The organism is Sphingomonas jatrophae (assembly GCF_900113315.1).
GTDB lineage: Bacteria > Pseudomonadota > Alphaproteobacteria > Sphingomonadales > Sphingomonadaceae > Sphingomonas_P > Sphingomonas_P jatrophae.
The window spans coordinates 372,835-397,691 of the sequence record NZ_FOZG01000001.1; the positions used below are offsets into that span (position 1 = coordinate 372,835).

26 protein-coding genes are annotated in these 24,857 nt (G+C 67.4%); 11 read left to right on the top strand and 15 right to left on the bottom strand.

The window, feature by feature from the left end:
• Nucleotides 1-15: 15 nt before the first annotated feature.
• Genes BM360_RS01655 through BM360_RS01665 form a run of 3 tightly spaced genes read right to left on the bottom strand, consistent with a single transcriptional unit; the run spans nucleotide 16 to nucleotide 3,004 of the window.
• Nucleotides 16-723 carry a TadE/TadG family type IV pilus assembly protein gene (locus BM360_RS01655; protein WP_131819151.1) on the bottom strand — a complete coding sequence of 236 codons (708 nt, stop codon included), beginning with the start codon at nucleotides 721-723 and terminating at the stop codon, nucleotides 16-18.
• On the bottom strand, nucleotides 714-1,289 hold the full coding sequence (locus tag BM360_RS01660; RefSeq protein WP_093309760.1) for a TadE/TadG family type IV pilus assembly protein: 576 nt from the start codon (nucleotides 1,287-1,289) through the stop codon (nucleotides 714-716). Before BM360_RS01660 ends, BM360_RS01655 begins: the two co-directional genes overlap by 10 nt.
• Nucleotides 1,286-3,004, bottom strand: coding sequence for a pilus assembly protein (locus BM360_RS01665; protein WP_242653258.1), 1,719 nt, complete (start codon nucleotides 3,002-3,004; stop codon nucleotides 1,286-1,288). The genes BM360_RS01660 and BM360_RS01665 overlap by 4 nt, the downstream gene beginning before the upstream one ends.
• Nucleotides 3,005-3,151: 147 nt before the next feature.
• Between BM360_RS01665 and BM360_RS01670 the strand changes: the two genes are divergently transcribed.
• Nucleotides 3,152-3,757 carry a squalene/phytoene synthase family protein gene (locus tag BM360_RS01670; protein WP_093309765.1) on the top strand — a complete coding sequence of 202 codons (606 nt, stop codon included), beginning with the start codon at nucleotides 3,152-3,154 and terminating at the stop codon, nucleotides 3,755-3,757.
• A 57-nt stretch (nucleotides 3,758-3,814) separates the two neighbouring features.
• Entirely contained in the window at nucleotides 3,815-4,270 is a 456-nt protein-coding gene (locus BM360_RS01675; protein WP_093309767.1) for an EF-hand domain-containing protein, read from the top strand.
• Nucleotides 4,271-4,283: 13 nt separating this feature from the next.
• Here the strand turns inward: BM360_RS01675 and trmFO are convergent, their stop codons facing one another.
• Entirely contained in the window at nucleotides 4,284-5,594 is a 1,311-nt protein-coding gene (gene trmFO / locus BM360_RS01680; protein WP_093309770.1) for a methylenetetrahydrofolate--tRNA-(uracil(54)-C(5))-methyltransferase (FADH(2)-oxidizing) TrmFO, read from the bottom strand.
• 156 nt (nucleotides 5,595-5,750) lie between these two features.
• Here trmFO and BM360_RS01685 point away from each other — a divergent pair, with 156 nt between their 5' ends.
• Nucleotides 5,751-7,202 carry a VOC family protein gene (locus BM360_RS01685; RefSeq protein WP_165611172.1) on the top strand — a complete coding sequence of 484 codons (1,452 nt, stop codon included), beginning with the start codon at nucleotides 5,751-5,753 and terminating at the stop codon, nucleotides 7,200-7,202.
• A 54-nt stretch (nucleotides 7,203-7,256) separates the two neighbouring features.
• On the opposite strand, the gene BM360_RS01690 is transcribed toward BM360_RS01685, so the two are convergent.
• The 3 genes from BM360_RS01690 to yaaA all read right to left on the bottom strand — a co-directional run bounded on the left by BM360_RS01690 (nucleotide 7,257) and on the right by yaaA (nucleotide 11,287).
• The gene (locus BM360_RS01690) at nucleotides 7,257-7,604 is read right to left on the bottom strand and encodes a DUF952 domain-containing protein (RefSeq protein ID WP_093309779.1); all 348 of its coding nucleotides are present in this window, start codon (nucleotides 7,602-7,604) and stop codon (nucleotides 7,257-7,259) included.
• Nucleotides 7,601-10,378 carry a DNA gyrase subunit A gene (gyrA, locus tag BM360_RS01695; RefSeq protein WP_093309782.1) on the bottom strand — a complete coding sequence of 926 codons (2,778 nt, stop codon included), beginning with the start codon at nucleotides 10,376-10,378 and terminating at the stop codon, nucleotides 7,601-7,603. The genes BM360_RS01690 and gyrA overlap by 4 nt, the downstream gene beginning before the upstream one ends.
• A gap of 138 nt (nucleotides 10,379-10,516) precedes the next feature.
• The gene (yaaA, locus tag BM360_RS01700) at nucleotides 10,517-11,287 is read right to left on the bottom strand and encodes a peroxide stress protein YaaA (protein WP_093309783.1); all 771 of its coding nucleotides are present in this window, start codon (nucleotides 11,285-11,287) and stop codon (nucleotides 10,517-10,519) included.
• 162 nt (nucleotides 11,288-11,449) lie between these two features.
• On the opposite strand from yaaA, the gene BM360_RS01705 reads away from it, so the two are divergent.
• Nucleotides 11,450-12,700, top strand: a complete 1,251-nt coding sequence (locus tag BM360_RS01705; RefSeq protein ID WP_093309787.1) for a tetratricopeptide repeat protein — start codon at nucleotides 11,450-11,452, stop codon at nucleotides 12,698-12,700.
• Nucleotides 12,701-12,778: 78 nt separating this feature from the next.
• Here the strand turns inward: BM360_RS01705 and BM360_RS01710 are convergent, their stop codons facing one another.
• Nucleotides 12,779-14,452, bottom strand: coding sequence for a TadG family pilus assembly protein (locus BM360_RS01710; RefSeq protein ID WP_278247382.1), 1,674 nt, complete (start codon nucleotides 14,450-14,452; stop codon nucleotides 12,779-12,781).
• A 4-nt stretch (nucleotides 14,453-14,456) separates the two neighbouring features.
• Nucleotides 14,457-14,828: a TadE/TadG family type IV pilus assembly protein gene (locus BM360_RS01715; RefSeq protein WP_242653260.1), complete on the bottom strand. Its 372-nt coding sequence runs from the start codon at nucleotides 14,826-14,828 to the stop codon at nucleotides 14,457-14,459.
• 277 nt (nucleotides 14,829-15,105) lie between these two features.
• On the opposite strand from BM360_RS01715, the gene BM360_RS01720 reads away from it, so the two are divergent.
• Complete coding sequence (locus tag BM360_RS01720; RefSeq protein WP_242653261.1) at nucleotides 15,106-15,993, top strand: PAS domain-containing protein; 888 nt, start codon at nucleotides 15,106-15,108, stop codon at nucleotides 15,991-15,993.
• A gap of 231 nt (nucleotides 15,994-16,224) precedes the next feature.
• Here BM360_RS01720 and rplI read toward each other — a convergent pair whose 3' ends face one another.
• The 3 genes from rplI to rpsF are packed head-to-tail and all read right to left on the bottom strand — an operon-like array spanning nucleotide 16,225 to nucleotide 17,499.
• Nucleotides 16,225-16,794: a 50S ribosomal protein L9 gene (gene rplI / locus BM360_RS01725; RefSeq protein WP_093309796.1), complete on the bottom strand. Its 570-nt coding sequence runs from the start codon at nucleotides 16,792-16,794 to the stop codon at nucleotides 16,225-16,227.
• Nucleotides 16,795-16,806: 12 nt separating this feature from the next.
• Entirely contained in the window at nucleotides 16,807-17,031 is a 225-nt protein-coding gene (rpsR, locus tag BM360_RS01730; RefSeq protein WP_093309798.1) for a 30S ribosomal protein S18, read from the bottom strand.
• A gap of 15 nt (nucleotides 17,032-17,046) precedes the next feature.
• Entirely contained in the window at nucleotides 17,047-17,499 is a 453-nt protein-coding gene (rpsF, locus tag BM360_RS01735; RefSeq protein WP_093309801.1) for a 30S ribosomal protein S6, read from the bottom strand.
• A 227-nt stretch (nucleotides 17,500-17,726) separates the two neighbouring features.
• Here rpsF and fabD point away from each other — a divergent pair, with 227 nt between their 5' ends.
• The 6 genes from fabD to mltG all read left to right on the top strand — a co-directional run bounded on the left by fabD (nucleotide 17,727) and on the right by mltG (nucleotide 22,677).
• The gene (gene fabD, locus BM360_RS01740; RefSeq protein WP_093309803.1) at nucleotides 17,727-18,659 is read left to right on the top strand and encodes an ACP S-malonyltransferase; all 933 of its coding nucleotides are present in this window, start codon (nucleotides 17,727-17,729) and stop codon (nucleotides 18,657-18,659) included.
• A gap of 37 nt (nucleotides 18,660-18,696) precedes the next feature.
• Nucleotides 18,697-19,128: a GxxExxY protein gene (locus BM360_RS01745; RefSeq protein WP_093309806.1), complete on the top strand. Its 432-nt coding sequence runs from the start codon at nucleotides 18,697-18,699 to the stop codon at nucleotides 19,126-19,128.
• Nucleotides 19,128-19,868 (top strand): 3-oxoacyl-[acyl-carrier-protein] reductase, encoded by a 741-nt coding sequence (gene fabG / locus BM360_RS01750; RefSeq protein ID WP_093313584.1) that lies wholly within the window; start codon nucleotides 19,128-19,130, stop codon nucleotides 19,866-19,868. Before BM360_RS01745 ends, fabG begins: the two co-directional genes overlap by 1 nt.
• Nucleotides 19,869-19,959: 91 nt before the next feature.
• Nucleotides 19,960-20,196 (top strand): acyl carrier protein, encoded by a 237-nt coding sequence (locus tag BM360_RS01755; RefSeq protein WP_093309812.1) that lies wholly within the window; start codon nucleotides 19,960-19,962, stop codon nucleotides 20,194-20,196.
• Between the two features lie 133 nt (nucleotides 20,197-20,329).
• Complete coding sequence (gene fabF / locus BM360_RS01760) at nucleotides 20,330-21,586, top strand: beta-ketoacyl-ACP synthase II (RefSeq protein ID WP_093309813.1); 1,257 nt, start codon at nucleotides 20,330-20,332, stop codon at nucleotides 21,584-21,586.
• Nucleotides 21,587-21,666: 80 nt separating this feature from the next.
• The gene (gene mltG / locus BM360_RS01765; RefSeq protein ID WP_093309816.1) at nucleotides 21,667-22,677 is read left to right on the top strand and encodes an endolytic transglycosylase MltG; all 1,011 of its coding nucleotides are present in this window, start codon (nucleotides 21,667-21,669) and stop codon (nucleotides 22,675-22,677) included.
• Between the two features lie 16 nt (nucleotides 22,678-22,693).
• On the opposite strand, the gene argC is transcribed toward mltG, so the two are convergent.
• The 3 genes from argC to BM360_RS01780 are packed head-to-tail and all read right to left on the bottom strand — an operon-like array spanning nucleotide 22,694 to nucleotide 24,790.
• Nucleotides 22,694-23,620 carry an N-acetyl-gamma-glutamyl-phosphate reductase gene (gene argC / locus BM360_RS01770; protein WP_093309818.1) on the bottom strand — a complete coding sequence of 309 codons (927 nt, stop codon included), beginning with the start codon at nucleotides 23,618-23,620 and terminating at the stop codon, nucleotides 22,694-22,696.
• The gene (locus BM360_RS01775) at nucleotides 23,617-24,534 is read right to left on the bottom strand and encodes a C40 family peptidase (protein WP_242653262.1); all 918 of its coding nucleotides are present in this window, start codon (nucleotides 24,532-24,534) and stop codon (nucleotides 23,617-23,619) included. The genes argC and BM360_RS01775 overlap by 4 nt, the downstream gene beginning before the upstream one ends.
• Complete coding sequence (locus BM360_RS01780; protein WP_093309820.1) at nucleotides 24,464-24,790, bottom strand: MarR family transcriptional regulator; 327 nt, start codon at nucleotides 24,788-24,790, stop codon at nucleotides 24,464-24,466. Before BM360_RS01780 ends, BM360_RS01775 begins: the two co-directional genes overlap by 71 nt.
• Nucleotides 24,791-24,857 lie beyond the last annotated feature (67 nt).

The window sequence follows — 24,857 nt, forward strand, 5'->3', positions numbered from 1 at the left end:
GTGCCGGGGTGGCGGTCAGGCGGCGTATTTGCCGCAGGTCGACATCTGCGTGGCGGTCAGGCTGGCGCGGTTGAGCGTCTGGTTGACGCGCTGACGCACGTTGAACGCGCCCGTGTAGCGCATGCGGCGCGTGCCCAGGAAGCGGTTCGCCACGAGCGGCTGATAGTCGTAGACGACCTCGACCAGCATCGTCGCGGTGCCCTGCGCCGTAGCAATCTGGTTGCCTGTGGGACCGAGCTGGGTGGCGGTCCATTTCAGCGACGATGCGCCGTAATCAGTTGGCGCCTTGGTGCTATCGGTGAAGCTGGTGATCTTGGCACCGGTTGAGCTCATCGGCTCGCCGTAGGTGGACTCAACCTGCAATGCGCCGGAGCAACGCTGCCAACGCATCCACTGCTTGCCATCGGACGTCGCCTCGACATCGGACAGGATGATGCGGCCGTTGGCGGCAAAATCGATGTTGCGGCCGACGAACTTGGCGCCGGCGAACAGTTCGTTAATGTCGATCTCGTCAATCTCGTCGCGGACGCGGGCGGCATTGTCGGCGGTTGTGGCCGCGATCTGGCTGATGCGCAGATTGGCGATGGCGAAATGCGCGACCTCGATGCCGCCAAGCCCGAGCGTCAGCAGTACGGGCAGCGAAATCGCCCATTCGATCAGCGCAAGGCCGCTGCGATCGGCAGCCAGCGCGCGGAGGGTGCGTGCGGTGTGCTTCACGGGCATGGGATGGGCGAGGGCAGCTGCGCCTGCGCGCCATAGGGTTGGTTGCGCAGCACCGTGTTGGCGGTGACCGTCTCCGTGCTGGACCAGCCCATGAACCGGGCGAGCGGCACCAGACGCGGGAACTTGAGCGTCACCGTATAGAAGACGATGTCGTCCGAGCCGCCGAGGCCGGTATTGCCGGAGTTCGAGCCGTTGTCCCACATCCCGTTCTTGTTTTCGTCGATATAGGTCTCACCGACTTCGCACACGCCGTTGCGGTTCTCGTCCTCCGACTTGGCGACGCCGGAGAACTGGAAGTAGCTCGCCTTGTCGATGTCGGGCGGATAGACTTTCGAGAAGAGCTTGACCTGGCTCTTCACGAAATCGTCGATCTGCGTCGGGGTCTTGTCACCGATGGTGGCGAGGCGTGCGGCGCGGTGCAGCGTGCCTTCCAGCACCGCCTGCGCATACATGCGGTAGCCGAAATCGAACAGGACGAGCAACGTCAGGCACAGCGGCAGGATGACGAAGCCCATCTCGACGATGGTCGCGCCGCGCGTGTCGCGGCGCAGCTTGCGACCGATCATTGGGTGAGCCTCAGCGCGCCGATATTCTTGCCGATCTCGACGAATTTATCGTTCAGCTCCTGCTGGTTAGCGGAGGTGGACGCCTGCCCTTTGTTGGCGCAGTTGCTCAACGAAGAATCCAGTGCTGCGTCAAACGCCACGACCCAAACCGAAATTCCACGAGACTTCGCGAGCGTGCACAACAGGTTAAAGCGGTTCTTGTGCCGTGCGAGCTGATCAGTCTGGTTTGAAGACGATCCACCCGGCGTTGCCCGCGCATCGTAACGCTCAACTCCGTACGTCGAATACAGCGTATCATAGCCTGTCGAGAACACGCCATCCGTCATGAAAATTAGGTACTTGCTGACGGGCATACCGCCGTAAGTAGAGGGATTGTCCGCGGAAAAGACGCCAGCTGCTGACAGCATACGGATACCCCAGACCATGCCGTTGTCATGGTAAGTGCCGCCGTCAGGCTGCAAAGTATTAAGATAGTTCGACAGATCGCTTTTTGCCCAAACCTGCAAACGTTTCGCTTCGGCTGGACAAGCCCACTGAGGCTTCTGAGGCTCTCCGCCGAGGCTAGTGTTGGTTGTAGGCGGGACGTATTCGACCTCCGGCCAATAGGGCTTCCATTGAGAGGTGATGTCGCCGGAGCTTGGAACCCTGTCGATATCGAGATCATAGGCGCTGGTGGGAATAGAAGTGGCTGTTGAAGACATACGCGTTGTCGCACGCTCTTCGATGCACCCCTGCCAAGTGACCTTCGTGTTGGTGCCTGGCGCGCGCGTTGGATCCAGCACGGCAGTGCCAGGAACCGAACTGGTCTGGGTAGAAGAACCAGTCGCATAGGACGACAGGTCATGCTCTATCGGCATATAGTTCCAGTTGGGCGATGCCGTGTCGCCACTTCCGGCACTTGCAGCGTTGGTGTCGTTCCATGTGCAAGTGCCATACCAATCGCGACTTCCCCCCAAAGAAATGCATTGAGATGACGTCTTGTACGTTGAATGGCGGTAAGAGCCGGCGAACTGGCGTGACTGATAGGTCCACTTGGTGTTCGTCACGTTGTTCACGCTCGCACCGCGCAGCAGTCGGCCAACGTTGATCGAGGAGGCGTAGGGCACCACCGCGTAGCGCAGTCGCAGGTTTACACCTTCGAGTTGAGTCTGGATCGGTCTCAGCGTGTCATAGAAGTTGAGCACTGCTTTCCGAAGGGCAACGATCTTAATGTCCGTGTCTGTAGAACTGGCTTTATCCGCCATGGAACCAGTAACGTCGAGAACAAGAACCACATCGGTGTTCACGAAGTCGAGCCTAGCGTTGCAGGCGACCGAGATCGGCAGATAGGGAAAGCCGAAGATCTTCATAACGGTCAGCGGCATTTGGGTGGCCGCGGTAACTGTGACCGTGCTGTTGGGCGCGCTGCCGACGACGGGCTCGAAGCCGCGCGCACCGAACCAAGCGGTGCCGTCCTTGTCCTTCTCGCCCGTCGGGAAGTTGAACTTGAAGAATTTCAACGCCTCGGCCCGGACCGTGTCATCCACCGTGCCGTTGGTCATGGCGCGGCGGCCGGCCAGCGCGCCGGCGTCGCAGGCCTGCTGAAGGCGGGTGTGCGCCATGTAGGTGCGTGACAGATCGATGCCCGAGCCGATCATGGCGAGCAGCGGCAGGATCGCGGCGCCGACGATCGCCAGCGTGTTGCCGCGACGATCGCGCACCAGCCGGGCGAGCATCGCCCAAGACCTCCACCCACGCCGTGCCTTGCCCGCCATCCGATATGGTCCTCTCGCGCCCGAACGGCGCCCACCCACGCCGGCCTTGCGGCGGACGCCTCGACATCCGAATAACAGGCGGTGGTTAAGCGAAGGTTTGCCGGGGACGTGCAGGATCCCGAGATTGAGTTGGCGCTGCTGCATGCGCCGGCGGACGCGCGCGATGATCTCGCGGCGTTGTTCGCGCTGGATGCGCGCATGCGCCAGATCGTGATCGGAGCGCGTGAACCGATGCTGGCGGCGATCAAGCTCGTCTGGTGGCGCGAGCGGATCGAGGCGCTTCCCGAGGCTCCGGCGGGGGAGCCGCTGCTGGCGGCGCTGGCCGAGGCTGTACGCGCGGGCATGCCGGCGGAGGCGGTGGCGGGCATCGTCGCGGGTTGGGAGGATGTGCTGGCCGAGGATGTCACCGCCGGTCACGCGGCGCGCGGGGCGGCCTTGTTCCGGGCGGCGGCGGCGCGGCTGGGCGGGCCTATGCCGGACGGTCTCGAGGCGGGTGGGGCGGCATGGGCGCTGGTCGACGCCGCGCGCCATGGTGCCGAGACGCTGTCCGCCGCGCAGGGGCAGTCGCGGGCGCCGCGCTGGCCGGGGAGGCTGAGGGCGCTGGGCATGCTGGCCCGGCTGGCGGAGCAGGATGCGGCGGGCGGGCGGCCCGCGCCGCAGGCGACGCCGGGCCGCTCCGCGCGGATGATCTGGCACCGGCTGACGGGTCGCTGAGCGGCTTTCCGTCGGGCGGAGGGTTGGCTAGCGTTGCGGCCGAGGGGAGACGGGCGGATGTGGCGCTATCTGGTGGGGCTTGCAGGCGGGGTGATCGCGATGGGCGGCGGGCTGCTGCTGACGCGCGGGGGTGCGCAACCGCCAGCGACGATCCCGCCCCCGCCCGCCGCCAGCGGGGCGAGCGCCGCTGCCGAACCCGCGTCCGAGCCGCTGCCCGAGGCGACCGAGCGGACGCGCGAGGAGAAGCGCTTCGCCCGCTACGACAAGGACAAGGACGGGGCGATCCTCAGGGCCGAATATCTGGCGGCGCGGCGCAAGGCCTATGACAAGCTCGACCGCAACCATGACGGGCGGCTCGACTTCGAGGAATATGCCGTGAAGACGAGCGAGCGTTTCGCCAAGGCGGATGCGGACCGATCCGGCCAGCTGACGGCGGCAGAGTTCGCCACCACGCGGGTGGCGCGCACGCCCAGGCGCGCGGCGCCGTGCCCGCCGGTCGCTCAGGACGACTGACCGGAGCGCCTGATCAGGCGGCGGTCAGCCAAGTCGCCAGATCGTCGCGGGCACGGGCCGTCAGCACGGCGCGACGATCCGCCTTCTTGCGGCCCTCGACCGGCGGAAACAGGCCGAAATTGACGTTCATCGGCTGGAACGTATCCGCCTTGGCGCCGCCCGTGACATGGCCCAGCAACGCGCCGAGCGCGGTGGTGCCCGGCGGCGGCAGCGCGGTGGTGCCGGCGAGGTCCGCCACCGCGAAGCGGCCGGCGAGCAGGCCGACGGCGGCGCTTTCGACATAGCCCTCACACCCGGTAATCTGCCCGGCGAAGCGAACCGCGGGGCGGGACCGGAGGCGGAGCGTCGCATCCAGCAGCCGCGGCGATTGCAGGAAGGTGTTGCGGTGCAAGCCGCCCAACCGGGCGAACTCAGCCTTTTCCAATCCCGGAATGGTGCGGAACAGGCGGACCTGCTCGGCATGCTTCAGCTTGGTCTGGAAGCCGACCATGTTCCACAAGGTGCCCAGCGCATTATCCTGCCGCAGCTGCACGACGGCATAGGGCCAGCGGCCGGTGCGCGGATCATCCAGCCCCATCGGCTTCATCGGGCCGTGGCGCAGCGTCTCGTGTCCGCGGGAGGCCATCACTTCGATCGGCATGCAGCCCTCGAAATAAGGCGTGTTGCGCTCCCACTCCTTGAACTCGGTCTTCTCCGCGGCGAGCAGGCCTTCGACGAAGGCGTGATATTCGTCGCGGTTCATCGGGCAGTTGAGGTAATCTTTGCCGCCGCCCTTGTCCCAGCGCGACTGGAACCAGGCGATGCCGGTATCCACCGTCTCGCGGTGCACGATGGGTGCGATGGCGTCGAAAAAGGCCAGCGCATCCTCGCCCGTCTCGGCGGCGATGGCAGCGGCGAGCGGAGCGGCGGTGAGCGGACCGGTGGCGACGATGACGGGGCCGTCCGGCAGCACGTCCACGCGCTCGCGCACCAGCTCGATCAACGGATGCGCTTCGATCGCCTGCGTGACGCCGGCCGCGAAGCCGTCACGATCGACGGCCAGGGCCGAGCCGGCGGGCAGACGGTGCGTATCCGCCTGCGCGAGGATCAGCGATCCGGCGGCGCGCATCTCGGCATGGAGCAGGCCGACGGCGTTGTTGTCGGCATCGTCCGAGCGGAAACTGTTGGAGCAGACCAGCTCCGCCAGCGAGTCGGTGTGGTGCGCGGGGGTGGCTTCGACGCCGCGCATTTCGGACAGGCGCACGCGGTAGCCGGCCTGCGCCAGCTGCCACGCCGCCTCCGACCCGGCGAGCCCGCCGCCGATGACATGGATGTGATGAGACATGCCTGTCCGCTTAGCCGCGTGGCGCGGGCAAGGGCAATCATCTCGCCCGTCCAACGCCCCCGCCGCGGTGCCGTGCGTCACAAAAGAGATCGTGCTGGACCGCTAGTCAGCGCGCACGCTAGCCTGCCCGTCGGGGGCAGATCGGAGGGGTGGCTTATGATCGAGCATGTGACGATCCACGTCGAGGACCTGGACGAGGCGCGCGGCTTCTATGAGGCCTTGCTGGCGCCGCTCGGCTATGAGGTGACGCGGCGTGTGTCCGACCATGATGACGGTCCGCGCATCGCCTTCGGTCGCGATCGCCGCGCGCAGCTGTGGCTGGTCGAGGAGAGCATGGCGCATGAGGGGCTGGTGATCGCGCTCACCGCTGACGACGAAGCCGCAGTCGATGCCTTCCGCTCCGCCGCCGAGGATGCAGGCGCGGACGACGTGTCCGAGGCGGAAACCGATCACGCGGGGAAGTATGCCGCCAGCGCCAAGGATGCGAACGGCAACCGCATCGTTGCGGTGGCCGGTGGCGCCGGGCGGGGGATGATCGACCATGTGCAGCTGGTCGTCAGCGATTTCGGCCGCACGCTGCGCTTCTACGAACAGCTGCTCGAACCGCTCGAAGTGTCGCTGGTCGCGCGGGAGCTGGATCATGAGGATGGCCCGCGCGTCGCCTTCGGCCAGGGCGGCGAGCCGAGCCTGTGGCTGACCGAGGAAGGCGATCCGCAGTCAAGTGTCGCGATCGGCTTCTCCGCCGCGAACAAGCGGCAGGTGGACGAGTTTTACGTCAACGCCAAGGATGCCGGCGGGCGCAAGATCCAGGCGGCCGGCGTGCGCGATGAGGTCGGCCCCGATTACTACGTCGCGGGGGCGAGCGATCCCGACAACAACCGGATCGAGGCGGTGCATGACGGCGAGCATGGCCTCGCTCCCGTCGCCGCGGTGAAGACGGGCGGCGACAAGCTGGCCGAGGCCGCGGCGCTGCAGCGCTGGGAAGCGGAGCGGGCGCAGGCCAAGGCGGCCGAGATGGCGGAGGCGGAGGCACGGTCCGGCCGCGGCTTCGCCAGCCTCTCGACCACGCCGGTGACGATGGCGGCGATGCCGAAGAAGGCGGCGCCCAAGGCGGAGGAGGCCGACGAGGAGGAAGAGGATCTGCTCGCAGGGCTTGGCGACGATGCCGAAGGCGATGCGGACGATCTCGATCTGGCGGCGCTCGGTCTCGACGACGATGAGGGCGAGAAGGCCGCGTCGGGCGATGATGGCGAGATCGACTGGGCAGCCCTCGGCCTGGATGATGACGAGACCTCGACCGACAAGGCCGAGACGACGGCAGGCGACGATGACGAAATCGATTGGGCCGCTCTCGGCCTCGACGATGACGATAGCTCGACCGAAAAGGCTGAGACCGCCGCCGGCGACGATGACGAGATCGACTGGGCGGCGCTCGGCCTTGACGATGACGATGCGGAGACCAGCGCGTCGAGCGATGACGAGGAGCTGGATTTGAGCGCGCTCGGCCTCGACGACGAGGAAGAGGAGGCGCCGAAGCCTGCGGCCAAGCCGGCCAAGAAGGAGATCAGCAAGTCCGCCATGGGCATGGATTTCGGCGGCAAGCTCTAGCGGCAGCGGGGAACGCCGCGCCGTCTCCGGGGCGCGACGTTCCTCGACTGCGTCTCAGACCGCCATCAATGCCAGGGTGAGCGCCCGCTGGTCGGGATCGTCGGGCAGCGGACGCTCGTCCTGCACCCAGTTCCGGTCCAGCGCGGCGTAGAAGTGCGGGTAGCAGGCGCGGTCCTGCGCCATTTCCCATTTCAGCCGCTTATCCTCCGGGATGGTGAGCGCGACGACGTGCAGGCCGGTGCGGCCGTCGAACCAGCGCTGCACCACGCCCGCCACCTGATCGCCCGCGCACAGGTGAATATAGCCGTCGCGGCGATCGAGCTCGCTGCCGGCGAACTGCCCGTCGCGGTCGAAGGCCGCCCACTCGTCCGCAGTCATCACCTTGTAGAGCGGCGACTTCATTCGTCGTCCTCCACCCCGCCGGCGCGATCTTCCTGACCGTCCGACAAATCGTCGCCGATGGTGGCGCCGTCCTCGGGAGCGACCTCGGGCGGCGTTTCGAGCAGGTTGGCCTCGGCCTCCTCCTCGCTCTCCTCGATCCGCGCGGCGGCGACGACATGCTCGTCCTTCGCGACGTTGAACAGGCGCACACCGGCCGATCCACGGCCGACAACGCGCGTGTCGCCGACCGACTGGCGGATCAGCTTGGCCTGATCGGTGACGAGCATCAGCTGCTCGCCATTGTGCGCCGGGAAGGAGGCGACGACCGGCCCGTTGCGGCCGAGATTGTCGATATTGGTGATGCCCTGACCGCCACGGCCGGAGCGGCGATATTCATAGGCCGAGCTGCGCTTGCCATAGCCATTGGCGCAGACGGTGAGGATGAACTCCTCCGCCTCCTGCATCGCAGCGACGGTGGCTTCGTCGAGGATTGCCTCGCGCCCTTCCTTCCAGGGGGCGGCGCGAAGATATTTGTCGCGCTGCTCGGTGTCGAACGGCGTGCCGCGCAGGATCGACAGCGAGATCACCTCGTCGTCGCCCAGCAGCCGGATGCCGCGGACGCCCGCCGAGGTGCGGCTCTGGAACTCGCGCACGTCGGTCGCGGCGAAGCGGATCGCCTTGCCGCCGCGCGTCGCCAGCAGCACGTCGTCCTCCTCGGTCAGCAGCGAGACGCCGATCAGGCGATCGGACGCATCCTCCCCCTCGTCGTCCGTGCCGAAGCGCATCGCGATCTTGCCCGCGCGCGGCACGTTGGTGAAGGCATCCATCGAATTGCGCCGCACCAATCCCTTGGCAGTGGCGAACATGATGTGAAGCTTGCCCCAATCCGCCTCGTCTTCCGGCAGCGGCAGCACGGTGGAGATCGTCTCGCCGTCTGCCAGCGGCAGCAGGTTGACCATCGGCCGGCCGCGCGCCTGCGGGGCACCTTCGGGCAGGCGCCACACCTTCATGCGATAGACCTTGCCCGCGGTGGAGAAGAACAGCACCGGCGTGTGCGTGGACGTGACGAAGAGGCGCGTGACCGCATCCTCCTCCTTCGTGCCCATGCCGGCGCGACCCTTGCCGCCCCGCTTCTGCGCGCGAAAGGCATCGAGCGGCGTGCGCTTGATGTATCCGCCGAGGGTGACGGTGACGACCATCTCCTCGCGCTCGATCAGATCCTCGTCGTCGATGTCGTCGCCAGGCGGGGCGATCAGCGTCTTGCGCGGGGTGGCGAAATCGCGCTCGATCGCGTCGATCTCCTCCACCATCACCTCGTAGAGGCGGGCGCGGTTGCCGAGGATCTCCAGCAGTTCGCCGATGGTGCCGGCCAGCTGCTTCAACTCGTCGCCGATCTCGTCTCGGCCGAGCGCCGTCAGACGGTGCAGGCGCAGATCGAGGATGGCGCGCACCTGCGTGTCGGACAGACGATAGGTGTCGCCCTCGACGTCGCTCTCGATCGCCTCGACGAGACGGATGTAGGGCAGGATCTCGCCGATCGGCCATTCGCGGGCGAGCAGGGCCGCACGCGCCTCGGCGGGCGAGGCGGAACCGCGGATGATGCGCACCACCTCGTCGAGGTTAGTGACGGCGACGACGAGGCCGAGCAAGATGTGCGCCCGCTCACGCGCTTTCAGCAGCTCATATTTGCTGCGGCGGGTGATCACCTCCTCGCGGAAGCGGACGAACGCCTCGATGATGTCGCGCAGCGACAGGAGCTCGGGCCGGCCGCCACGAATGGCGAGCATGTTGGCCGGGAAGCTCGACTGCGCCGGCGTGTGCCGCCACAGCTGGTTGAGCACCACGTCGGCGGTGGCATCGCGCTTCAGGTCGATGACGATGCGGACGCCTTCGCGATTCGATTCATCGCGAATGTCGCTGACGCCTTCGATCCGCTTTTCCTTGGCGGCCTCGGCAATCTTCTCGACCAGGCCGGACTTGCCGACCTGATAGGGAATGGAGGTGAGCACGATCGAGCGCCGGTCACGCCGCTCCTCCACCTCCCAGGTGGAGCGCATGATGATCGAGCCACGCCCCGTGTGATAGGCGCTGCGCGCGCCGCCGGTGCCGAGGATCGTCGCGCCGGTCGGGAAATCGGGGCCGGGGACGATCTGGTGCAGCTCGTCCACCGTGACCGCGGGGTTGGCGATATAGGCTTTGCAGGCGCGCAGCACCTCGCCCAGATTGTGCGGCGGCACGTTGGTGGCCATGCCGACGGCGATGCCGCCCGCGCCGTTGACCAGCAGGTTGGGGAAGCGCGCCGGCAGCACCGTCGGCTCTTCCCGCGAGCCATCGTAATTGGCGGTGAAATCGACCGTGTCCTTGTCGATATCCTCCAGCAGCGTCATCGCCACCTTCGCCAGCCGTGCTTCGGTGTAGCGCATGGAGGCGGGCGGATCGGGATCCATCGAGCCGAAATTGCCCTGGCCGTCGATCAGCGGCACGCGCATCGACCAGTCCTGGGCGAGGCGGGCGAGGGCATCGTAGATCGAGCTGTCGCCGTGCGGGTGGTAATTGCCCATCACGTCGCCGACGATCTTGGCCGACTTGCGGTAAGGGCGGCCAGGGACGAAGCCGCCTTCCTGGCTGGCGAACAGGATGCGGCGGTGCACCGGCTTCAGCCCGTCGCGCACGTCGGGCAGCGCGCGCGCGACGATCACCGACATGGCGTAATCGAGATAGCTGGCCTTCATCTCCTCGACGATGGAGATGGGCGAAATGTCGCTGCGGCCGTCGATCGGCGGTGTGGTGGCCAAGAGGGAATCCGTTGTGGTGAGGGGATGATCGCGCCGCGCGCGCGTCCGTCATCTAATCATCCCGCCCCCGGAACGCCAGTCTCGCGTGCGCGTGCGTGCGCGCGCGAGACTATAATGTAAGGGGAAGCAGGGGTGGGGTCAGGCCTTGGCGGGCGGGGCGATCCGCTGGAAGCGCCACGTGTCGCCGTCCTCGCCCGCAAAGGCATAGCCGTCGCTGTCGAAGCCCTTGAGCGCTTCCGCGTCGGTCAACCGATGTTCGCAGATGTAGCGCGCCATCATGCCGCGGGCGCGCTTGGCGGCGAAACTGTTGAAGCGCAGTCCCTTGGGGCCTTCCTCCCGGAAGTCGATCGTGAGGATGCGGGCACCGGCGGGGGGATGCGCGCCGATCGCCTGCCAATATTCCTGGCTGGCGAGGTTGATCACCGTGTCGGTGCCCTCCGTCGCCAGCTCGCGCGCCAGCGCGTCGGACAGGCGGCGGCCCCACCAGGCGTAGAGATCCTTCGCGCGGCCCGGCGCCCACGGCGTGCCCATCTCCAGCCGATAGGGGCGGATCGCATCGAGCGGGCGGAGCAGGCCATAGAGGCCGGAGAGGATGCGGACATGATCCTGCGCGAAGGCAATGGCGTGCGGATCGAGCGAGCGCGCCTCGAGCCCGAGATAGACATCGCCGTTGAACGCGTAGAGCGCGGCGCGCTGCTCCGCCTCGCCGAAGCCTTTGTAGCGATCGGCATTCAGCGTCGCGAGCTTGGGGCTGATGTGCATCAGCGCACCCAGCTTCTTCGGCCCGAGCTTCGCGGCGGCGGCGGCCAGCGTCTCCGCCTCGGCGGCGAAGCGCGGCTCGCTCGGCTCATGCGGGGGCGTCGGCTTGGTGAAGTCGAGCGTCTTGGCGGGGGAAAGGAGCGCTATCATGATTGCAGCCCGCCTAGCGCACGGGAGCCGGGCGGTTCAATCGGCGTTCAGCGCGCATGCGGCAGGACATGACCGTTATGCTTGTGCGGTTTGGCCGCGCGGATTAACCGTGCGCCGCAGATCCGGCGGCCATCGGACCGCCGCAGAGGAGGCTTGAAGCGAATGAAGACCTTGTCGACGTCCCTGCTCGCACTGGCGCTCGCCTGCGGGGGTGCTGCCATCGTGGCGGTTCCTGCCGCCGCGGCGAAGAAGGAAGAGGCCAAGGCGCCCAGCTACAATCTCAGCAAGCCGGTGCGCGAGGCGATCGTCGCCGCGCAGGCCGCGATCCAGGCGAACGATGCCGCGACCGCGCAGGCGAAGATCGCCGAGGCCAAGGCCGCAGCGAAGACGGATGACGACCGGTTCGTCGCCGCCTCTACCCTGCTCGACCTGTCGCGCGTGACTAAGGACGAGAAGCAGGAGCAGGAGGCACTCGACGGCCTGCTCGCCGGCAACCGTCTGGCGCCCGCGCAGCGCACGCAGGTGCTGGTGCTGTCCGGCCAGCGCGCGCTCCAGGCGAACCAGACCGCGCGTGCCGAGCAGTTGCTGGCGGAGGCGATTCAGCTGGCGCCGAACAATCAGGATGCCGTTGCGCTGCTGGCCGAGACCAAGGTGAAGGCGGGCAAGCCGGCCGAGGGTCTCGCCATCTTCCAGCAGTCGATCGCCGCGGCGAAGCAGTCTGGCACGAAGCTGCCGAAGAATTGGTATGATCGCGCCGTCAACATCGCCTACTCGGCCAAGCTGCCACAGCAGGCGGAGGCGCTGACCCAGGAGTGGCTGATCGCCTATCCGACCAAGGACACGTGGCGCGACTCGCTGGTCATCTGGCGCGATCTCAACAAGATCGATGCCGACACGCAGCTCGACCTGATGCGCCTGCAGCGCGCGGCCGGCGCGATGAAGGGCGCGGGCGACTTCGGTGAATATGTCGACGCGACCTACAACAAGAACCCCGGTGAAGCGAAGGCCGTGCTCGACGAGGGCGTTCGGGCCGGCGCGATCAATCTGACCGCGAACAAGAGCCTGGGTGAGATCAACACGCTGGTCGGGCAGCGCATGGGCGCGGACAAGGCCTCGCTCGGCAAGAGCGCGGCCGACGCCAAGGGTGCGAAGGGCACGGCCCGCCTCGCCCAGAACGTCGCCGACGGTTATCTCGGCTACGGCCAGTGGCAGGAAGCGGCTGACATGTACCGGGTGGCGCTGACGAAGCCCGGCATCGACGCGAACCTCATCAACACCCGCCTCGGCATGGCGCTGTTCCGCGCCGGCGACAAGGCAGGTGCGACCGAGGCGTGGAGCAAGGTGACGGGGCCGCGCGCCGGCCTGGTCAAGTATTGGACGATCCTGATGAACCAGGGGCCGGCCACCGCCTGATCGGCAGCCGCTTTAGCGGACAGGAAGGGGCGGCGGAGCTTCAGGCTCTGCCGCCCTTTTCGTTTGCTCATGCGAGGCTCAGGCGACCAGCGCCGCAGCGCTGCACCGCACGCCGTCGATACGGACGTCTGCGGAGCCGATGTGGATGCCGAGCAGGCCGGTAAGCGAGTCGATCACGCCATCCAGCACAGGGGCGGCCGGCGTCAGCACGAGCCCGACGAGCGATGTCACCGATGAGACGCTGATCCCGAGCCCAAGCAGGCTGACGTTCAGGGCCATGTTCCGGACAAGCGAAGTGACGAGCCCGTTCACCACCTCACCCGAATCGATTGTGCGGATGGTCCTGCGCGCCACTTGGTCGCCGGTGAAGTCGACCCGCTTCCAACCGCTGCCCGTCAGGTTCACGCGCGCCTGCCCCGTAACCGAAAGGAACAGCGCCGAGGCGATGCGCGCAGGCGATTCGGTCAGCGCGGTGCGATGATCGTTCAGCGATGCGGTCCGCACCTCGGCGATCGAGACGTGGCCGAGCGAGGGCTGCACGTCGAGTGAGGCGGTGCGTGCGCCGGTGCGGGGATCGCAGGCGACCGCTGCCAGTTTCGCCTGCGCTTCGGCCAGCTCGACATAAACCGGCAGACGCACCGCGCCGACGCCCAGCAGCGACAGGCCGCCGGGCAGGAGCGTACTCTCGACGAACAAACGTGTCTGGGACGTACGGATGATCGGCTGGCCCGAGGGCGTGACAGCCAGCCATGGCGAGCTTGCCGCGCGCTCGCCGGTGGCGACATGGACGGTCGTTTTCGCCAGACCCGGCACATCGGCGCCGAGATCGAGTTGCAGCTGGCGCGTGCCGTTGGAGAGCTCCAGCGCGCCGCGCATCAGATCGAAGGCGGAGACGCGGATCGCCTGACCCGAGGCAGCGCGATCCTGGCCTCCGATGGGTCCGAGGTCGATCAGCTTGCCGAGCGGCGTGGCATCCCCGCTGATCCCGGCCGAGACGACCTTGCGGACGACGGTGGCGGCAGCGGTGCCGCCACCCTGATCCAGAGCGGTGGCGAGCGCCCCCAGCACGCGTGGGGCCGCCACCTGCGTCTTCAGCACCGTGTCGAACGAGACTGCCTGCAATCCGGCACTGGTCCGCAGCGCACCGAGGAAGGCAAAGAGATCGACGTCGGCGCCGAGCAGCGCGTTATAGTCCATCGCGGTGAGCGAAACCTCGGAGCCGGTCAGGCCGCTCAGCAGCGCGTTCGCGATACCCCCGCTCACGCCGGCAAGGCGCGACCCGATTGAGAATGCGGCGACGCGGGTACGTGCGGCGGTGGCGGAGCGGGTAATGGTGATCGTGCGGCGTCCAAGCGTCGCCACACCGAAATAGAGCGGTGTCTGCGACTGGATCGTCACGCGGGCGGCGTTCTGGTTCGCCGGCTGGGCGACGAACCGGTTGTTCACCGTCAGGGTCGGGTCCGCGCGGTAGAGGCCGGTCTGCAGGCTGAGCGTATAAGCGCGGGACCAGCCATTTGCGGCGATGGCGGCGCGGGCCGATGCGTCTGCCGTGTCCAGCTCCGCAGCCGCGGACAGTGCGGCTGCATCGGCAATGCCCTGGAGCTTGCGCGTCTCCTGATAGATGGCGCCGAGATCGACAGCGAAGGCAAGCGCGGCGATCGCGCTGGTCATGATGCCTGCTGTCAGGATCGTCGTGGCGCCGCGTCGGTCCCGCCCCAGCCGGCCGAGTGAGCGACCTGCCTCGAAGCGCACGCCGTCAGAGCCCGCCCAGTCGCACCGCCGCCGACCGGCGGATCAGCGCCGCGGGCATGGGCACCAGGCCCAGCCGGAAGAATGCCTCGGATGAGGCATCATAGCCGACCCGGACTGTGATCGTCTCCGATGCCTCGGACACTTCCACGGTGGCGCGATCCGGCGCGATACCCGCCTGGCCAGACAGGCCGTCGCGCACCGTCGTGCGGGCGAGCGACGCGCGCTCGCTGGCGGTCAGGCCGGCCAGCGATGCGCGGGCCGCATCGTTGGCGACCTGCTGCAGCGCGTGCCCGCGCCAGAAGTAACCGCCATAAGCGATGATCCCGAGCAGGATCATCAGCAACAGGGGCGCAACCAGGGCGAATTCCGTCAGCACCGCCCCGCGACGGTCCCGAACGATGCTCCCGCGGAGCGGAGAGCTCTCCGACTTTGCAACCATATCTGCCGACCTCCGATCTCGGCAGGGTCAGGATCGCGGGATAGTCTTACGACGAACATAGTTTAGATTTTTTTCGAAACGTGCATTTTCAGGTGGAATAAGCAACGATCATGCAGCACGGTGGCAACAAGGTGGGGGACAGGAAAGCTTTGTAGGCCAATAGGTTGCGAGCGCAGGCTTACATAAGTTACACATAATGGGACAGGAGGACAGGGTGGCTTCGCAAAGTGCAATCGTCGTCTCCTCTGCGGATTTCGTGCGCCGGTTCGGCGCCTGGCAGGACCGGGCGAGCACCGATCCGATCTTCGTCACGCATCATGGGCGACGGCGACACGTCATGCTGTCCATGCCTGCCTACGAAGCGATGCTGGCGGCAGCCGAGGGCGGCACAACCCCGGACGGCGACCGGCTGAAGCTGGAGACACTGGTCGCGCAGCTGGACGCCTGCTTCATTGCGCTGGACGCGGAACTGACCGTGACCTCGATGAACCCGGCCGCGGTCGCCTTCTTCGGCGTGGCGCAGGCAGCGATCGTCGGGCGCCCGTTGGGTGACGAACTGCCAGAGCTGGAGCGGTCGGTGGTGCGCGCCCATCTCGGGCGTACGCTCGCCTCGGGCGAGGTCGCCGCGTTCGAGATGCCGGCGATCAGCCATCCGGGCGAGTGGCTGCGCTGCTCGGTGTTTCCGTTCGGCTCGGGCGTCGCCTGCCTGTTGCGCAACGTCACGAGCGAACACAACGCTCATGCCGTTGATCAGTGGAAGTCGGCGCTGACCGAGGCGATGATGGCGGCGGGCGGCATCGGCCTCGGCATGCTCAGCCTGCGCGGCACGTTCAGCTTCGTCGGCACGCAGCTGGCGGAATTTGCCGGCTTCTCGCCGCAGGCGCTGGAGCAGGTGCGTTTGACCGATATCCTGCCGCTCAGCCGACGGGTCGAGGCTGCCAGCCACGTCGAATCGGTGCTGAACGGCCGCGAGGCGCGCGGCTTCGATACCGCGCTGCTGGTCAACAAGGGCGGGGAGCGGCCGGTGCGGATCGGCCTGGCACCGCTGCGTGGGGATTATGCCATCGATGGCGCGATGGTGGTCGTCACTGTCATTCACTGACGGGTTGCACGTCATCCCAGCGAATGCTGGGATCTTCCTGAGGCTTGGCAAGCGCTTGGCCGCAAGAGACCCCGGCTTCCGCTGGGATGACGATTGAGGTTCGAAAAGAAGCGGGCGCTCGCCTGTCGCTCTGATGTCCCGACAATGAGAAAGGGCCGCCCGGATCGCTCCGGACGGCCCTTTTTATCGTCTTTGCCAGGCGGAAGACCCGAAGGCCTCCCGCACCGGACCTCAGTCGTCGGAAGCGATCTCGCCCGGCTCGGCGTTCGGATCGTAATCCTCGGTGAAGCCGGCTTCGTCACGCTCGAACATCTGCGCCATGACGTCGACGCCCTGCGCCTGCATCTCGGCCTCTTCGGGCGAGCGGGCGATGTTCACCTTGATCGTGACGGCCACCTCCGGATGGAGCTGCACCTTCACCTCGTTCAGGCCGATCGCCTTGATCGGCTTGTCGAGCACGATCTGGCTCTTCAGGATCTTGGTGCCGTCCGCCTCGAGCAGCTCCGCCAGATCGCGCGCGGACACCGAGCCGTAGAGCTGGCCGGTGTTCGACGCCTGACGGATGAGCGTCAGCGTCTTGCCATCGATGCCCTTCGAGTCCGCAATCGCGGTCTCGCGGCGCTTGGCGTTGTCCGCCTCGATCTGCGCACGGTTCAGCTCGAACACGCGCTTGTTCGCTTCGTTGGCGCGCAGCGCCTTCTTGCGGGGCAGGAGATAGTTGCGCGCGAAGCCGTTCTTCACGGTGACGACGTCACCGATCTGACCGAGCTTCTCGACGCGCTCCAGCAGAATCACGTCCATGTCGGGCGCTCCTTACTTGACGATGTAGGGCAGGAGCCCGAGGTGCCGGGCGCGCTTGATCGCCTGGGCGAGCTCACGCTGCTTCTTGGCCGAAACCGCGGTGATGCGGCTGGGCACGATCTTGCCGCGCTCGGACACGAAGCCCTGCAGCAGGCGGACATCCTTGTAATCGATCTTCGGCGCTTCCTTGCCCGAGAACGGGCAGGACTTGCGGCGGCGGAAGAAGGGACGAGCCATCTTTCTCTAAACTCCTCAGGCCGCGTCGCGGTCGGCGCGGGGGCCACGATCGTCGCCGTCGCGGCGCGGGCCGCGATCGTCGTCACGGCGCGGGCCGCGATCACCGCGATCCCGGTCGCCGCGGCCACCACGCTCGCGGTCACGCTCGTTGCGGCGCATCATCGCCGACGGGCCGGCCTCATGCTCGTCCACGCGGACGGTCATGTAGCGGATCACGTCTTCGTTGATCGCGGTCTGGCGCTCCAGTTCGGCGACCACGCCCGCGGGCGCGTCGATCTCGAGCATCACGTAATGCGCCTTGCGGTTCTTCTGGATCCGGTAGGCGAGGCCACGCAGCCCCCAGGTCTCGGTCTTGACGACGCGACCCTGTCCTTCCGTCACGATCCGGGTGGCGGTTTCCGCCAGTGCGTCCACCTGCGCCTGTGCCAGATCCTGGCGCGCAAGGAACACATGCTCGTAAAGAGCCATGTCTTCTCATCTCCTTGCCGATCGCTGACGTGGCCCCATGCCACGCCCCTCCGGCTGTCGTCCCAAGCTGTCGTCTCAGACTAGAGCCCGAAAACGAGCCGGGGCGGAGAGCGCATGGCTCCCGCCCCGGATCAGCCGCACATACACGAATGCCGGCGCGGGGCAAGGGTTGCCGTGGCGGGAGCGACCGCCTAACCGCCCGCGCTTGGAATGTCAGGGAGGATCGGGTGCGCGCTTTCATCTTTCCGGGGCAGGGCAGCCAGGCGATCGGCATGGGCCAGACGCTGGCCGGCGCCAGTGCGGCCGCCCGCGCGGTGTTCGAGGAGGTGGACGACACGCTCGGCCAGCACCTCTCGCGGCTGATGGTCGAAGGGCCCGAGGCGGAGCTGACCCTGACGGAGAATGCCCAGCCCGCGATCATGGCCAACGCCATCGCCACCTTGCGGGTACTGGAGGAGGGCGGCGTGCGGCTGGCCGACAAGGCAGCCTATGTCGCGGGCCACTCGCTCGGTGAATATAGCGCCCTGTGCGCGGCCGAGGCGCTCGATCTCGCCACCACCGCACGGCTGCTGAAGCTGCGGGGCCAGGCGATGCAGGCGGCGGTGCCGGTGGGGCAGGGCGCGATGGCGGCGCTGCTCGGTGTCGATTATGACGCTGCGCGCTCGATCTGTGCGGACGCGGCCGAGGGCGAGGTGTGCGAGGCGGCGAACGACAATGGCGGCGGGCAGGTCGTCATTTCGGGCGACAAGGCCGCGGTCGAGCGGGCGATGGTGCTGGCCAAGGCACGCGGCGCCAAGCGCGCGCTGCCGCTGCCCGTCTCCGCGCCGTTCCATTGCGAGCTGATGGCGCCGGCCGCAACGGCCATGGAGAAGGCGCTGGCCGAGGCGGATGTGCGTGCGCCGCTGGTGCCGGTGTTCGCCAACGTCACTGCCGCGGCCGTCTCGAATCCGGATGCGATCCGCGCCTTGCTGGTCGAGCAGGTGACGGGCACCGTCCGCTGGCGCGAGAGCGTCGAGGCGATGGTGGCGGCGGGCGTGACCGAGTTCGTCGAGTTCGGCGCCAAGGTGCTCGGCCCCATGGTCAAGCGCATCGCCCCCGACGCGACCGCGACCAGCGTGGTGACGATGGCCGACATCGAGGCCCTGGCGGCGCGGCTCTGAGGTCGTTGTTCACGCAGAGGCGCGAAGGCGCAGAGACGTGCAAGAGCGGGATCCGCTGAGCGGAGCGGTCGTCGATGCAGCACTTCACGTGCATCGCGCGCTCGGGCCGGGGCTGTTGGAGAGCGTCTACGAGATGGTTCTTGCAGCTCGACTGGAGCGGGCCGGGCACCGTGTCGAACGGCAGAAGGCCGTCTCGTTCGAGTTTGACGGCATGCGGTTCGACAATGCCTTCCGCATCGACCTCCTCGTCGACGATCGCCTGCTTGTGGAGATCAAGTCGGTGGAGCGGCTCAACGCCGCTCATGCCAAGCAGCTGTTGACCTATCTCCGCTTGACTGGGCAACCGGTCGGGCTGCTCATCAACTTCGCCGGCGAGACACTCAAGGAAGGGCTGAAGCGGGTTGTGAACGATTACAGACCCTCTGCGCCTCCGCGCCTCTGCGTGAACCAGAACAAGGATCTAGAATGATGTTCGACCTTTCAGGCATGACCGCGCTCGTCACCGGCGCGTCCGGCGGCTTGGGTTCCGCGATCGCGGCGGCGCTGGCGGGGCAGGGCGCGCGGGTGGCGCTTTCGGGCACGCGCGTCGAGGCGCTGGAGCAGGTGGCGGGCGGGCTGGCCGGTGATCCGGTGCTGCTGCCGTGCAACCTGTCCGACAGCGCGGCGGTGGATGCGCTGGTTCCGCAGGCGGTGGCGGCGCTCGGCGGCAAGCTCGACATCCTCGTCAACAATGCCGGCATCACGCGCGACAATCTCGCCATGCGGATGAAGGACGAGGAATGGTCCCAGGTCATCCAGGTCAATCTGGAGGCCGCGTTCCGCCTCATCCGCGCCGCCGCCAAGCCGATGATGAAGGCGCGGTTCGGCCGCATCGTCTCGATCACCTCGGTGGTCGGCGTCACCGGCAATCCGGGGCAGGCGAACTATGCCGCGTCGAAGGCGGGCCTGATCGGGATGAGCAAGGCGCTGGCGCAGGAACTGGCCAGCCGTTCGATCACGGTCAACTGCGTCGCGCCCGGCTTCATCGCCTCGCCGATGACGGATGCGCTCAACGAAACGCAGACGGGCGCCATTCTGGCGAAGATCCCGGCCGGCGCCCTCGGTCAGGGGGGCGACATCGGCGCCGCGGTCGCCTATCTCGCCAGTCGCGAAGCCGGTTATGTCACGGGTCAGACGTTGCACGTCAACGGCGGCATGGCCATGATCTGACCGGATCCATTTTCCCGGCAAGCGAGTTGCTTGCCAGCCTCCCGCCCCCTCGCTAGGGCGGCGCCAACAGCCTGAAGGAAGGGTGAAGAACATGAGCGAGACCGCCGAGCGCGTGAAGAAGATCGTCGTCGAGCACCTCGGCGTCGAAGCCGACAAGGTGACCGAGGATGCGAGCTTCATCGACGATCTGGGCGCGGACAGCCTCGACATCGTCGAGCTGGTGATGGCGTTCGAGGAAGAGTTCGGCGTGGAGATCCCCGACGACGCGGCCGAGAAGATCGGCACCGTCAAGGACGCGATCAACTATATCGAGACCAACAAGGGCTGATCGAGCCCGTCGGCCCTGTCCTCGACCAGAGCAGGACAGGGCTTCGGGCACCGCCGAAACAGTGTCGTCGGTGCCTGTGACAGGCTCAGCCCGGACGGGTTGGGCCTGTCTTGCATTGTGAGGAGAGTGATTCATGCGCCGTGTCGTCGTCACCGGACTGGGCCTCGTCACCCCGCTCGGAGCGGACGTCGAGACCGCATGGGCGAACATCCTTGCCGGCAAGAGCGGCGCGGGGCCGATCACGCGCTTTGACGCGTCCGATCAGAAGTGCCGCATCGCCTGCGAGGTGAAGCCGAAGGATCATGAATATGGCTTCGATGCGGGCAAGCGCGTCGACCACAAGATCCAGCGGCAGGTCGATCCGTTCATCGTCTATGGCATCGACGCCGCCGGCCAGGCGCTTGAGGATGCCGGCCTGACCGAGATGAGCGAGGCCGAGCGGCTGCGCGCAGGCTGCTCGATCGGCTCGGGCATCGGCGGCCTGCCGGGGATCGAAAGCGAGTCGCTGGTCTGCCGCGACAAGGGGCCGACGCGCGTGTCGCCGCACTTCGTTCACGGCCGTCTAATCAACCTGATCTCGGGTCAGGTCTCGATCAAATACGGCCTGATGGGCCCGAACCACGCGGTCGTCACCGCCTGCTCGACCGGCGCGCACGCGATCGGCGACGCGGCACGCATGATCGCGATGGACGATGCCGACGTGATGCTGGCGGGCGGTGCCGAGGGCGCGATCTGCCCGCTCGGCATTGCCGGCTTCGCGCAGGCCAAGGCGCTCAGCACGCGCAACGACGAGCCCGAGCGGGCAAGCCGACCCTATGATCGCGACCGCGACGGTTTCGTCATGGGCGAGGGGGCGGGCGTGGTCTGCCTTGAGGAATATGAGCATGCCAAGGCGCGCGGCGCGAAGATCTATGCCGAGGTGATCGGCTATGGCCTGTCGGGCGATGCCTATCACGTCACCGCGCCGCATCCGGAGGGTTCGGGCGCCTATAGGTCGATGGAGATGGCGCTGCGCAAGGCGGGCCTGACCCCGGCCGACATCGATTACATCAACGCGCACGGCACCTCGACGCCGATGGGCGACGAGCTGGAGTTGGGCGCGGTGCGCCGCCTGTTCGGCGATGCGCTGGATGGCGTATCCATGTCGTCGACCAAGTCGGCCATCGGACACCTGCTTGGCGGCGCGGGCGCGGTGGAAGCGATCTTCTGCATCCTCGCAATGCGCGACCAGATCGTCCCGCCGACGCTGAACCTCGACAATCCGAGCGAGGCGTGCATCGGCGTCGATCTGGTGCCGCATACGGCCAAGAAGCGGACGGTGAAGGCGGTGCTGAACAATTCGTTCGGCTTCGGCGGCACCAACGCCTCGCTGGTGATGCGGGCGCTGTAGGCGGACACAGGCGCCCCGGCGTCTGCCGGGGTGGTTTCTCATCGGCCGTGGCGTCGGGCCCGGCTTCGTTCGGGTGACGGATGGCGACGCGACGGAAGCGGGGCAGGAGCGGGCGATCCCGCGCGTTGATCGGGCTGCTGATCGTGCTCGCCGTCGTGGCTAGCTTCATCGTCTGGCAGCGGCGGTCCACCACCTCATGGACGCAGGCCGGCCCCTCCGCCAAGGCGATCGACGTTACCGTACCCGAGGGCGCGACGCTCGCCGCCGCTGCGCGTGCGCTGGAGAAAGCGGGTGCGATCCCCTCCACCACGCGCTTCCTGCGCGATGCGCGCCGCTTCGGCGGAGACGAGCCGATCAAGGCGGGCGATTACGAGGTGCCGCCGCGCGCGAGCGAGAAGGACGTTCTCGCGCTACTGCAATCGGGCAAGACGGTGCAGCGCCTCGTGACGATCCCCGAAGGCATGCCCGCGGTGCTGGTGCGCGAGCGGCTGATGGCTCAACCGCTGCTGACGGGCGACGTGCCCGTGCCGGCGGAAGGATCGGTGTTGCCCGACAGCTACTCGTTTGAGAAGGGCGAGAGCCGCGCCGCGGTGCTGAAGCGGATGCAGGCGGCGATGACGCGCACGCTCGACCAGCTATGGAAGACGCGCACGCCTGCGAGCGTCGTCCAGTCCAAGCACGATGCCCTGACGCTTGCGGCGATCGTCGAGAAGGAGACGGCCAAGGCGTCCGAGCGGCGGACGGTGGCGGCGGTTTATTCCAACCGGCTGCGGCAGGGCATGAAGCTGCAGGCCGACCCGACGGTGATCTACCCGATCACGCAAGGGCGACCGCTCGGCCGCCGTATCCGCCGGTCCGAGCTGAACGCGGTCAACGGCTACAACACCTACGCCAAGGCGGGCCTGCCGCAGGGGCCGATCGCCAATCCGGGCAAGGAGTCGATTGCGGCGGTACTGGATCCGGCACCGTCCAAGGCGCTCTACTTCGTTGCCGATGGCACGGGCGGCCACGTCTTCGCGTCCACGCTGGCCGAGCACAACGCCAACGTACAGAAATGGTATGCGCTGCGGCGGCAGCGCGGGGAGATGTAGGAGCGGAACGCCGCTCCTAGAGGCGCAAGCCCTCCGTTTCCGGCAGGCCGGCGAGCAGGTTGACGCTCTGCACCGCCGCACCGGCCGCGCCCTTGCCGAGATTGTCGAGCGCGGCGACCAACCGGACCTGTCCCGCCGCTTCGTTGGCGAAGACGAACAGGTCGAGCCGGTCGGTGCCGGCGCATTGCTCGATCGTCAGCGCATCGCGCGGTGCGGTCTCGACATGGATGAGCGGGCAGCCGCGATAGCTGTCGGCAATCGCCTCGCGCACCGCCGCGACGGTCACCGTGCCGGGCAGCGCATGCAGGTGCAGTGCAATCTCGACCAGCATGCCGCGATAGGTGCGTGCGACCGCCGGCATGAAGATCGGCGCATGGTCCAGCCCGGCATGTGTCTGCATCTCGGGCACATGCTTGTGCGCAAGCGTGAGGCCATAGGCACGGAAGGCGGTGTCCGCCGCACCGCTCTCGAAGTCGGCGATCATCGCCTTGCCGCCACCCGAATAGCCGGACACCGCATTGACCGAGACGGGCGTGGCGGCGGGCAGCAGCCCGGCACGCACCAGCGGCCGGATCAGCGCCAGGAAGCCCGTGGGATAACAGCCGGGGTTGGAGATCCGCGTGGCGGCCGCAATCTCGCGCGCACGCCGCGGCTCCAGCTCGGGGAAGCCGTAGGTCCAGCCCTCGGCGACGCGGTGGGCGGAGGAGGCATCGACGATCCGCACCGCCGGATTTTCGATCAGCGCAACGGCCTCGCGCGCCGCATCGTCGGGCAGGCAGAGGATGACGATATCCGCGGCGTTCAGCGCGTCCCGGCGTGCGGCCGCATCCTTGCGCTGCGCCTCGGGCAAAGTGACGAGTTCGAGGCCGGCGCGCCCGGCGAGGCGATCGCGAATCTCGAGACCGGTGGTGCCGACGGCGCCGTCGATGAACACGCGGCTCACAGCGTGAGCCTCCGCCGCGCGACGATCGCCGACCCGCGGGCGACCACGGCTTCGAGATCCTCAACGGACACGACCATCGCATGTGCGTTGGCGTGGATGATCGAGCGTTCGTCCAGCATCAGCCCTACGTGCCCCGGAAAGAAGACGATGTCGTTACGCTGAAGCGTCTCACTGTCGGCAATCGGCTGACCGATCGAGTCGCGCTGCTGATCGCTGTCGCGCGGGACTACGAGGCCGCTCAGGCCAAGCGCAAGTTGGATAAGGCCCGAACAATCGATACCGAAGCCCGAGCGCCCGCCCCAGCGGTATGGCGTCCCGAGCAGCTTGGTCGCGACCGCAGCCGGATCTTGGTGCCACTCGCCCAAGGCGCGCACATGGCGATGGTGGAGAAAGCCGTCATCCACCCGGAGGAAATCGCCCTCGAACTCACCCGCCACGCGCGCACCGATGGGCAGCGTCCCGGTGACCGGCGCCTTGATGTCGGGAGCGGCGAAAACAAGGGCCGTCCGCGCCTTGATGAAATGGGTCGGTGCCGCGTCGTGGCCGAGGGCGGATGCCGGAACATAGCCGACATAATGGTCGTCGAGGCTGTAGCCCCAGGCCCAGCCGCCGCTCTCATCAAGCAAGGCGAAGCCATCGCCCAAGCGCAGTTCGGAGACTGCGCGCGAGCCTCCCGCAGGCTCCGCCGTCATCGCGACGGTGGGAACGCAGCAGCGGCGCTCAATCGGGCAAGCATAATGCGGCGCGAACAGCCGGCCGGCCAGCGCCACATCGGCAATGTCGCTGCGAACCGCGTTGACCCGCCGGTCGACCGCCTGGGTCGGCCCGGCGAGCCTGAACCGATCAGCCGATCGCGACGCGCGGTCCGCCGCGCCGGGGTTCTTCGCCTTCGATAAGATGTCCGAACCCCTCAAGAAACGCCGTCCCCGTCTCGGTGCGCGCGACAAAAACGTTGCGCCGGTCGGCGTCGTCCCGCTCGCGGCGCAGATAGCCGAGCGTGCCGAGCGTATTCAAGGCGCGGGTGACGACCGGCTTGGAAACGCCGAGCAACCGCGCCAGTCCACGCACGGTGTGCGGGCCGGGCGTGAGATAGACTGACAGAAGCAAGGCCATCTGGCGATTGGTCAAATCGGGTTTGCCCGAGCGGACATAGCCGACCAAGGTACGCATCCAGCCGAACAGGGCATTATCGGGCACGATTTCGCTCCGCCTACTAGCCCCCTCTCCGGGGTTCTCT